The organism is Bradyrhizobium sp. PRIMUS42 (assembly GCF_023006515.1).
Classification (GTDB): Bacteria; Pseudomonadota; Alphaproteobacteria; order Rhizobiales; family Xanthobacteraceae; genus Bradyrhizobium.
Genome location: NZ_JALBGZ010000183.1, coordinates 1 through 9,550, shown reverse-complemented (window position 1 = coordinate 9,550; position 9,550 = coordinate 1). Strand labels below are relative to the sequence as shown.

The following is a 9,550-nucleotide window of genomic DNA, read 5'->3' as shown; positions in this document are numbered from 1 at the left end:
GGAAACTCGTCCAGCCTCATGCGGTCTCTTTCGGCTCGTCGATGATGCTGACATGGGCAGCGACGACGCGCCAGCCCTCGGAGAAGCGAATCCAGGTCTGCATCTGCCGGCGTTTCTGCTGAGGCCGGTTCGCTCCCCCGCCGGGGCCTGAAGCGCGGCGCGCTCCAGGTTTCGGTTGAGCAAACCCGCCGCACAATTTTTTAGATGCATTCGTGAACGTATATTTACGGGGCGTTCACGATCGTCCGTTAGCCTACGAACATAATTTAAGCATTGCTGCGGTCGACGGCGCATCGACCGCTGTGGGGTATGTTCCGTGGTTAAGGTTCTCGACGAACACGAACGCACGATGGCGTTCGCCGAGGTAGCGCTCGGTCAGATCCGATCGCTGCGACAGACGGCAATTCCCCGCAACTACGAGATCTGGTACGTCTACGCCACCGGCTACAACGCGCCGCTCAACAAGATCGTCAACGAGACGCTGGCGCGCAGCGGCAAGCTGACCGAAGCCGATCTCGAACAGATCTACGAGACCTATCTCTCCCACATCAAGACCACCGACCGCATCGACAAGGTCGGCGCGCGCGTCATCGGCGAGATCGACGACGTGATGAAGGTCTTGAGCGATGCGCTCGGCATGACCGGCTCCTACGATGCCAGCTTGTCGGGCGCCACTGAAAAACTCTCGTCGGCCAAGAGCCGCGACCAGATCAAGTCGATCGTCGAAACGCTGCTGCGTTCGACCAACGAGATGCGTGAGACCAACAAGGCGTTGGAAGACCGGCTGACGCTGTCGAAGAACGAGATCAGCAATCTCCAGCAGAGCCTGGAGGCGATCCGCGCGGAGAGCCTGACCGACCCGCTCACCGGACTCGGCAACCGCAAATATTTCGATCGCATGATCGATATGGCCGTGCAGAGCGCGCTCGCTTCGGGCGAGCCGCTGTCGCTGCTGCTGGTCGACATCGATCACTTCAAATCGTTCAACGATTCCTACGGCCATCTGACCGGCGACCAGGTGCTGCGGCTCGTCGGCCTTTCGCTGAAGCAGACCATCAAGGGCCAGGATATCACCGCACGCTATGGCGGCGAGGAGTTCGCGGTCGTGCTGCCCAACACCGCCTTGCGTCAGGCCCTCACGGTGGCCGACCACATCCGGCGCGCAGTGATGGCGAAGGAATTGAAGAAGAAGTCCACCGGCGAGATCCTCGGCCGCGTCACCATCTCCGTCGGCGTTTCGATGCTCAAGCAGGGCGACGACACCGATGCGCTGATCGAGCGTGCGGATGCCTGTCTCTACGCCGCCAAGCGTAACGGCCGCAACCGCGTGATCTGCGAAGCCGATCCGGAATACGCGGTCGAGACCCACAGCCGCGTGGCGTAGGCTTCCGCGAGTTGCCGTAGGGTGGGCAAAGCGAAGCGTGCCCACCACCTGTCTCGATCATGGAAAGACCGTGGGCACCGTGCTACGCGCCTTTGCCCACCCTACGGCACCGCCCGCTTGACATTCTTCGGCGGCAAGCAACATCCTCCTCGCCGCCTGAGCATTGAGGACTTGTCGTCTTGCCCAACCCCCACGACTTTCACACGCCGCAACCGTCCTACACCAGGGACGAGTTGCTGAGATCGAGCGAAGGCGGCTATTTCGGCCCGGGCAATGCGCAATTGCCGGCACCGCCGATGCTGATGATGGATCGCATCACGGAGATCAGCGTGGACGGCGGCACGTTCGGCAAGGGCCATATCGTCGGCGAGCTCGACATCGCACCCAGCCACTGGTTCTTCGATTGCCACTATCGCGGCGACGCGATGATGCCGCCAACGCTAGGGCTCGACGCCATGTGGCAGATGATCGGCTATTGGCTTGGCTGGTCGGGTTCGCCCGGCAAGGGCCGCGCCATCGGCGTCGGCGAGGTGGAGTGCACCGGCGAGATCACACCAGACGCCCGGCGCGTTCGCTACGAGGTCGCCATGCGCATGGTCCGCCGCGGCAAGCTGGTGCTCGGCATCGCCGACGGCCGCGTGCTTGCCGACGGCGTCTGTGTCTTCACGGCCAAGGATATGCGCGTGGGCCTGACCAAGGCTGTGGATTAAGCATCAGATCCTGTAGGGTGGGCAAAGGCGCGCCAGCGCCGGGCCCACCATCTTCTCCACAATCAGCAGCTTAACGGTGGGCACGCTTCGCTTTGCCCACCCTACGCACCGTTTTCTTGACTGCCTTCTTTGCCGGCTTTCGAGCGACTTTCTTCGCGGCCTTCGCCGCCTTCTTCCCCTTCGGCCGTGTCTTCACCTTGGCACGCTGCGCGGCGGCGAGTGCCGCCCTCGCCCATTGCACCAGCTCCTCGGAATCGTCGAACAGGCGCGCCGGCAGCTCCCAGTAGGAGTTCACGATCACCGTCTTGGCGCGGGTCGAATATTGGAACGGCTTTGAGCCTTCGGCTTCAAAGTACGGGATGGTCACCTCGTCGGCGCGGAAGAACAGGCCGGCACGCAAGGCCAGCGCGAAGTTGATGCCATCGGCGGAGATGCCGTAGCCGGAGAACATTTTTCGGATGGTGACGGGGCCGAAATCGGCGAACAGGTCGGTCAGGAATTCGCGGTCCATGCGCGCAACTCTCTCGTGCCCCGGACGCAGCGCGCCGTGAAACGGTGCGCTGCTGAGCCGGGGCCCAGTCCCTCTACGACGGGAATTATAGCGTGGGTCCCGGCTCTGCGCAGCAGCGCAAGCGCGCTGCAGCGCGTCCGGGACACGGGAGCGGAGCGTTGGGCTAACTACCCGTCGATCTTCGCCGGCCGCAGTTCGACCGACTCGCCGCAGCCGCAGGCAGAGATCTGGTTGGGGTTGTTGAAGACGAACTGAGCCTGCATCTTGTCGGCTTTGTAGTCCATCTCGGTGCCGAGCAGGAACAGAACGGCCTTGGGGTCGACCAGGATCTTGACGCCCTTGTCCTCGACGACCTCGTCGGTCGGGCGAACGTCATGGGCGTATTCGACCGTGTAGGACTGGCCGGCGCAGCCGCCGTTCTTCACGCCGACGCGCAGGCCGACGATCTCGGAATCGGCGCGCTGGGTCAGTTCGGTGATGCGCTGGGCAGCGGCGTCCGTCAGCCGCATCACCTGCGGGCGGGGCCGCCGGGGCTTTGGTGTCGAAGCTGGTGTCGAGCCTGACGAAATCTGGGTCATATTATCTATGTGGTCCGTTGCGGAGCGAATTCAATGCGAGCAGAGACCGTCACCACATGTTGAGCACGAGGCGGGCCTCGTCGCTCATGCGTTCGGGCGTCCACGGCGGCTCCCAGACGACCTTGACGTCGACCACGCCGACGCCAGGGACGCTGGCGACCGCGTTCTCGACCATGGTCGGCAGCTCGCCGGCGGCCGGGCAGTTCGGCGTCGTCAGCGTCATCTGGACATCGACCGAGCGGTCGTCCTTGATCTCGACCTTGTAGATCAGGCCGAGCTCGTAGATGTCGGCCGGAATCTCCGGATCGAACACGGTCTTGAGGCCCGCGATGATCTCGGTGGTCAGCCGCTCGGTTTCCTCCGGCGGCAGCGCCGACCGGGTTTCCATCGGATTGGCTTTGATTTCGGCCGTGTCACTCATGCGAACAAATCCCGCGCCTTCAAGAGCGCCTGTGCCAGATGATCGACTTCTTCCCGCGTATTATACATGCCGAACGAGGCCCGGCAGGTAGCCGTGACGTTGAACCGCTCTAAAAGCGGCATCACGCAATGGGTGCCGGCGCGCACCGCGATGCCCTGGCGGTCGATTACGGTGGCGACATCGTGGGCGTGGGCGCCCTTCAGCTCGAAGGAGATCACCGGGCCCTTGCCCCGCGCCGTGCCGATCAGCCGCAGCGAGTTGATCTCGCGCAGCTTGTCCTGGGCGTAGGTGGTGAGATCGTGCTCGTGCGCGGCGATGCGCTCCTTGCCAATCGAGTTGACATAGTCGATGGCAGCCCCAAGGCCGACGGCCTCGACGATCGCGGGCGTGCCCGCTTCGAACTTGTGCGGGGGATCGCCATAGGTGACGACGTCACGCGAGACCTCGCGGATCATCTCGCCGCCGCCGTTAAAGGGGCGCATCGCGACAAGATGGTCATACTTGGCCCAGAGCACACCGATTCCGGTCGGCCCGTAGACCTTGTGCCCAGTGAAGACATAGAAATCGCAGCCGATGTCCTGGACGTCGACGGGCAGATGCACCGCGCCCTGGCTGCCGTCGACCAGCACGGGAATGCCGCGGGCATGGGCGATCTTCACGACGTCCTTGACCGGCACGATGGTGCCGAGCGCGTTCGACATCTGCGTGATCGCGACCAGCTTGGTCTTGGCGGTCAGCAGCTTCTCGAATTCGTCGATGAGAAAATTGCCCTCGTCGTCCACCGGCGCCCACTTGATCACGGCACCCTGGCGCTCCCTGAGGAAATGCCAGGGCACGATGTTGGAGTGGTGCTCCATGATCGAGATGACGATCTCGTCACCCTCTTTGATATTCGGCCCGCCCCAGGACGACGCGACCAGGTTGATCGCCTCGGTCGCATTGCGGGTGAAGATCACTTCCTCGGTGCGGGGCGCATTGATGAACTGCGCCACCTTGGTGCGACCGCCCTCATAGGCCTCGGTCGCGGCATTGGCGAGGTAATGCAGGCCGCGATGCACGTTGGCATATTCGCTCGTATAGGCCTGCGTCATACGATCGAGCACGGAACTCGGCTTCTGTGCGGACGCCGCGTTGTCGAGATAGACCAGCGGCTTGCCATAGACCTGCATGGCAAGCGCCGGAAAGTCCCGGCGTACGCGGGCGACATCGTAGGCGCCGTTCTTGACTGCGGGATGCGTGCTCATTGGCGCCGCTCCAGCCAGCGCTCGGCGATGCCGATCACGTGCTCGCGCAAGCCGTCATCGGCGATTTGCTCGATCGCCTCGCCCACGAAAGCCTGGATCAACAGCGCCTGAGCCTGCTTCTCCGGCAGGCCACGCGCCTTCAGATAGAACAAGAGGCTGTCGTCCAGCGCGCCGGCGGTGGCGCCGTGGCCGCAGGAGACGTCGTCGGCGAAGATCTCGAGCTCGGGCTTGTTGTCTGCCTCGGCTTCGTCCGAGAGCAGCAGCGCGCGCGTCATCATCTTGCCGTCGGTCTTCTGCGCGTCGGGACGGACGATGATGCGGCCCTGGAACACCGAATGCGCGCGGTCGTCGATCACGGCGCGGAAGATCTCGCGGCTGACGCAGTTCGGCACGGCGTGGTCGACCACCAGCGTGGTGTCGCCATGCTCGGTCTTCTGCAACAGGTTGACGCCGTTGGCGGAGAGCTCGCTGCCCTCACCCGCCAGCGTGATGAAGCCCTGGAGGCGGCTCACCGCAGCGCCGGTGGTCATGTTGAAGAAATTCAGCTTGGTGTTCGCGCCGACGGTGACGAATTGCGAGGTGATGTTCACCGCGTCGGGTGCATCGTCCATCAGGCGGATATGTGCGACATCGGCGTTGTCGCCGACCGAGAGGATAACGGCATCGTTGACCTGATAGGCTTTCGCACCGGCCGCGACAAAGCTCTCGATGAGGGTGGCGTGGACGCCCTTCCCGATCACGACCCGCGAGCGGGTGAAGGCCGAGACGGAAGCCGCGGTCGCGATGTGAATGATCTGGATCGGCGCGGACAGTTGCGCGCCATCCGCGATCGACAACACGACGCCGTCGGTTGCCATCGCCGCGTTCAGCGCGATCACCGCATCCGTGGAGGCGGTCTTCAGGAGATCGACGTCCTGATCCAGCGTCTCCCGCAGAGTCTTGAAGCCCATCTCGGAGGCGAGCGCCTTGACGTCGGACAGATCGGCGGCGAACACGCCGTCGACCAGCACAAGCTTGCGGGCACCTGCGATCGCATGCACCTTCGCCGCGTCCGCGGCGCGTTTCAGCGCAGCCGCATCGGGCGCGGCTGCCAGCGGCAGTACCTCGCCGACCAATGCACGCAGATCGGTGTATTTCCATTCCTCGATCCGGCGGTGCGGCAGGCCGAGACGCTCATAGGTCTCGAACGCCTCGCGGCGCACTGCGGTGACCGCGGACGAACCCGGCAGCCGGCCCTCGGCGCTGGTGAAGAGATCGCTCACCGCGCGGCCCTTTCCGGTCTTTGCCACAGCAACGTTCATTGCAAACAATCCTTACGCGGCATCCTCGAACTGGGCGTAGCCAGACGCTTCCAGCTCCAGCGCCAGTTCCTTGCCGCCGCTCTTCACGACACGGCCCTTCGACATCACGTGCACGACGTCGGGCACGATGTAGTTGAGCAGCCGCTGATAATGGGTGATCACGACCATCGCGCGCTTGGGCGAGTGCAGCGCGTTGACGCCGTCGGCCGCGATGCGCAGCGCGTCGATGTCGAGGCCGGAATCCATCTCGTCGAGGATGCACAGGCTCGGCTCGAACAGGGCCATCTGCAGCACCTCGTTGCGCTTCTTCTCGCCGCCGGAGAAGCCGACATTGACGCCGCGCTTGAGCATGTCCTGCGGAATGTTCAGCGACTTCGAGACCTCGCGGACCTTCCTGAGGAAGTCAGGAGTGGAGAATTCATCCTCGCCCCGCGCCTTGCGCTGGGCGTTCAGTGCCGTACGCAGAAAATTCATGGTGGCGACGCCGGGAATCTCGACCGGGTACTGGAACGCCAGGAACACGCCCTTGGCGGCGCGCATATCCGGCGACATTTCCAGGAGGTCCTCGCCCCGAAACAGGATCTGGCCGTCGGTGACCTCATAGCCGGGCTTGCCGGCGATGACGTGCGAGAGCGTCGATTTGCCGGAGCCGTTCGGCCCCATGATGGCGTGGATCTCGCCTTCGTTCACGGTCAGCGTCAGCCCGTGGAGGATCTCACGCTCCTCGACACGAACCTTCAGGTCTTTCACTTCAAGCAAAGCCATAATGTTTTTCCATCTATCCCCTCACCCTGAGGAGCGCCGGAGGCGCGTCTCGAAGGACGAGGCCAACAATCTTTCCGGTAGCCATCCTTCGAGACGGCCGCTTGCGCGGCCTCCGCGGGATGAGGCCGAAGCTAGCCGACCGACCCTTCAAGCGAGATCGAGATCAGCTTCTGCGCTTCCACCGCGAACTCCATCGGCAGTTGCTGCAGCACGTCCTTGACGAAGCCGTTGACGACGAGGCCGACGGCTTCTTCCTGCGAAAGACCGCGCTGGATGCAGTAGAACAGCACGTCCTCGGAGATCTTCGAGGTCGTCGCCTCGTGCTCGAACGTCGCCGAGGAGTTCTTGGCTTCGATGTAGGGCACGGTGTGCGCGCCGCATTTGTCGCCGATCAGGAGCGAGTCACAGGCCGTGAAATTGCGAGCGCCAGTGGCTTTCCGGTGCGCCGTGACGAGGCCGCGATAGGTGTTCTGCGACTTGCCGGCGGCGATGCCCTTGGAGATGATCCGGCTCGACGTGTTCTTGCCGAGATGGATCATCTTGGTGCCGCTGTCGACCTGCTGATAGCCGTTGGAAATCGCGATCGAATAGAACTCGCCGCTGGAATTGTCGCCGCGCAGGATGCAGCTCGGATATTTCCAGGTGATGGCGGAGCCGGTCTCGACCTGGGTCCAGGAAATCTTGGAGCGGTCGCCACGGCAGTCGCCACGTTTGGTGACGAAATTGTAGATGCCGCCCTTGCCCTCGGAATTGCCGGGGTACCAGTTCTGCACCGTCGAATATTTGATCTCGGCGTCGTCATGCGCGACGAGCTCGACCACGGCGGCATGCAGCTGGTTCTCGTCGCGCTGCGGCGCGGTGCAGCCCTCGAGATAGGAGACGTAGGAGCCCTTGTCCGCGATGATCAGCGTGCGTTCGAACTGGCCGGTGTTGCGCTCGTTGATGCGGAAATAGGTCGACAGCTCCATCGGGCAGCGCACGCCGGGCGGCACGTAGACGAACGAGCCGTCGGAGAACACCGCCGAGTTCAGCGTCGCATAGAAATTGTCCGAGGTCGGAACCACCGAGCCGAGATATTTCTGCACCAATTCAGGGTGCTCGCGGATGGCTTCCGAGATCGGCATGAAGATCACGCCGGCCTTCTTCAACTCAGCCTGGAACGTGGTCGCAACCGACACCGAGTCGAAGACCGCGTCGACCGCGATCTTGCGCCGGGCAGGATCCTGATCGCCGGGCTTGGGCTCGACGCCTTCGAGCATCGCGACTTCCCGCAAGGGAATGCCGAGCTTCTCGTAGGTCTTCAGGATCTCCGGATCGATCTCGTCGAGCGAACTGATCGTCTTCTTCGGCTTCGGCGCCGAATAGTAATAGAGGTCCTGGAAGTCGATCTTGGGATAGTCGACGCGGGCCCAGGTCGGCTCGGTCATGGTCAGCCAGCGCCGATAGGCCTCGAGCCGCCACTGGAGCATCCAGGCGGGTTCGTTCTTCTTCTCGGAGATGAACTTGACGGTCTCTTCCGACAGCCCCTTGGGGGCCTTGTCGGACTCGATCAGGGTCTCAAACCCATAACGATACTGATCGACGTCGATGCGCTTCACGCGCTCGACCGTCTCTTGCACGGCTGGCATTCTATCCTCCGCTCGCGGTTTCAAGGACCGCGGTGGATCAAACTCGGACGAGTATTACGATGTTTTCTGGCCGAAAGCACGCGCTTAGAACCGTTCAAGCCGTGTTTCGTCGCTTAGCCTCTAAGTAGGGTATTACCGAGCTTTCGCCAAGCCTCTAACGCCCTATTGATGTCCTCTGGTTCCGTGGACCAGCCCAGACTGAGGCGCACCGCTCCCTGGGCAACCACCGGGTCATAGCCCATGGCCGAAAGAACGTGGGACGGCTGCACCTTGCCCGAAGAACAGGCCGAACCGGAGGAAACCGCGACCCCTTCGAGGTCGAAGCCAATCACGGCGGTCTCAGCCTTGAGGCCGGGCGCGGTGAACAGGACGGTATTTGGCAACCGCTCAATCTCCTCCGAAAAGATCGTTGCGCCCGCAATCCCTCGGATGCCATTTTCCAAGCGATTTCTGAGGGTTGCCATCTGCTCTGTATCTTCCGAAAGAGTCTGAAGCGCGACCTTCACGGCGGCGCCGAAGCCCGCGATTCCCGCAACATTCTCCGTTCCCGCGCGCCGGTTCAGCTCCTGGCCACCTCCCCGCAGCAACGGCTCCAATCCCGTCAGTCCCTCCGCCACGACAAGCGCGCCGACCCCCTTGGGGCCACCGATCTTATGGGCAGAGAAAGTCGCAAGATCCACGCCCATGGCGTTGATTTCGAACGGAATTTTTGCGAACGCCTGGATTGCATCGACATGCAGGAGGCCGCCGGCCTCGTGGACGATCCGGGCGACTTCCGCAACCGGTTGGACCGCGCCGGTTTCGTTGTTCGCCGCCATGACGGAAACCAGTGCCGGGGGACCCTCACCGAGCAGGCTCCTGAGATGGTCGAGATCAACCACACCGGAGCGCAATACAGGGATAAGACCGATCTTGTCCGTCGCGAACCGGCCGCCAGCCAGCACCGAAGCGTGCTCTACGGCCGAGACCAGCAACCGCTCGACCGGGCCGCCGGTTGGGCGTCGCAGG

At 63.2% G+C, this 9,550-nt stretch carries 10 protein-coding genes and 1 pseudogene; 2 read left to right on the top strand and 9 right to left on the bottom strand.

Annotation, left to right across the window (positions count from 1 at the left end):
- Positions 1 to 16 precede the first annotated feature (16 nt).
- Positions 17 to 109, bottom strand: a pseudogene (locus tag MOV75_RS16065) (AtzH-like domain-containing protein); the annotation flags it as partial.
- A gap of 207 nt (positions 110 to 316) precedes the next feature.
- Between MOV75_RS16065 and MOV75_RS16060 the strand changes: the two are divergent.
- Together MOV75_RS16060 and fabA are read left to right on the top strand one after the other, a co-directional pair.
- The gene (locus MOV75_RS16060; RefSeq protein WP_246924897.1) at positions 317 to 1,384 is read left to right on the top strand and encodes a GGDEF domain-containing protein; all 1,068 of its coding nucleotides are present in this window, start codon (positions 317 to 319) and stop codon (positions 1,382 to 1,384) included.
- Positions 1,385 to 1,563: 179 nt separating this feature from the next.
- On the top strand, positions 1,564 to 2,094 hold the full coding sequence (gene fabA / locus MOV75_RS16055; RefSeq protein WP_246924900.1) for a bifunctional 3-hydroxydecanoyl-ACP dehydratase/trans-2-decenoyl-ACP isomerase: 531 nt from the start codon (positions 1,564 to 1,566) through the stop codon (positions 2,092 to 2,094).
- A gap of 70 nt (positions 2,095 to 2,164) precedes the next feature.
- Here the strand turns inward: fabA and MOV75_RS16050 are convergent, their stop codons facing one another.
- The 8 genes from MOV75_RS16050 to MOV75_RS16015 all read right to left on the bottom strand — a co-directional run.
- Positions 2,165 to 2,605 (bottom strand): TfoX/Sxy family protein, encoded by a 441-nt coding sequence (locus MOV75_RS16050; protein ID WP_247006163.1) that lies wholly within the window; start codon positions 2,603 to 2,605, stop codon positions 2,165 to 2,167.
- Positions 2,606 to 2,772: 167 nt separating this feature from the next.
- On the bottom strand, positions 2,773 to 3,183 hold the full coding sequence (locus MOV75_RS16045; RefSeq protein WP_200494154.1) for an iron-sulfur cluster assembly accessory protein: 411 nt from the start codon (positions 3,181 to 3,183) through the stop codon (positions 2,773 to 2,775).
- 49 nt (positions 3,184 to 3,232) lie between these two features.
- Positions 3,233 to 3,604, bottom strand: coding sequence for an SUF system Fe-S cluster assembly protein (locus MOV75_RS16040; RefSeq protein ID WP_011087115.1), 372 nt, complete (start codon positions 3,602 to 3,604; stop codon positions 3,233 to 3,235).
- Positions 3,601 to 4,848 (bottom strand): cysteine desulfurase, encoded by a 1,248-nt coding sequence (locus MOV75_RS16035; RefSeq protein WP_247006161.1) that lies wholly within the window; start codon positions 4,846 to 4,848, stop codon positions 3,601 to 3,603. Before MOV75_RS16035 ends, MOV75_RS16040 begins: the two co-directional genes overlap by 4 nt.
- On the bottom strand, positions 4,845 to 6,149 hold the full coding sequence (gene sufD / locus MOV75_RS16030; protein WP_247006159.1) for a Fe-S cluster assembly protein SufD: 1,305 nt from the start codon (positions 6,147 to 6,149) through the stop codon (positions 4,845 to 4,847). The genes MOV75_RS16035 and sufD overlap by 4 nt, the downstream gene beginning before the upstream one ends.
- A gap of 12 nt (positions 6,150 to 6,161) precedes the next feature.
- Positions 6,162 to 6,914 (bottom strand): Fe-S cluster assembly ATPase SufC, encoded by a 753-nt coding sequence (gene sufC, locus MOV75_RS16025; protein WP_247006158.1) that lies wholly within the window; start codon positions 6,912 to 6,914, stop codon positions 6,162 to 6,164.
- A gap of 131 nt (positions 6,915 to 7,045) precedes the next feature.
- Entirely contained in the window at positions 7,046 to 8,542 is a 1,497-nt protein-coding gene (gene sufB / locus MOV75_RS16020; RefSeq protein WP_246924914.1) for a Fe-S cluster assembly protein SufB, read from the bottom strand.
- Positions 8,543 to 8,655: 113 nt separating this feature from the next.
- The coding region (locus MOV75_RS16015) for a cysteine desulfurase family protein (protein WP_247006157.1) at positions 8,656 to 9,550 on the bottom strand (895 nt) is incomplete at its 5' end.

Excerpts from the sequence above, each read along its gene's own strand:
- MOV75_RS16050 (WP_247006163.1), bottom strand. The coding sequence starts at position 2,605 with ATGGACCGCGAATTCCTGACCGACCTGTTCGCCGATTTCGGCCCCGTC.
- MOV75_RS16045 (WP_200494154.1), bottom strand. The coding sequence starts at position 3,183 with ATGACCCAGATTTCGTCAGGCTCGACACCAGCTTCGACACCAAAGCCC.
- MOV75_RS16040 (WP_011087115.1), bottom strand. The coding sequence starts at position 3,604 with ATGAGTGACACGGCCGAAATCAAAGCCAATCCGATGGAAACCCGGTCG.
- MOV75_RS16035 (WP_247006161.1), bottom strand. The coding sequence starts at position 4,848 with ATGAGCACGCATCCCGCAGTCAAGAACGGCGCCTACGATGTCGCCCGC.
- sufD (WP_247006159.1), bottom strand. The coding sequence starts at position 6,149 with ATGAACGTTGCTGTGGCAAAGACCGGAAAGGGCCGCGCGGTGAGCGAT.
- sufC (WP_247006158.1), bottom strand. The coding sequence starts at position 6,914 with ATGGCTTTGCTTGAAGTGAAAGACCTGAAGGTTCGTGTCGAGGAGCGT.
- sufB (WP_246924914.1), bottom strand. The coding sequence starts at position 8,542 with ATGCCAGCCGTGCAAGAGACGGTCGAGCGCGTGAAGCGCATCGACGTC.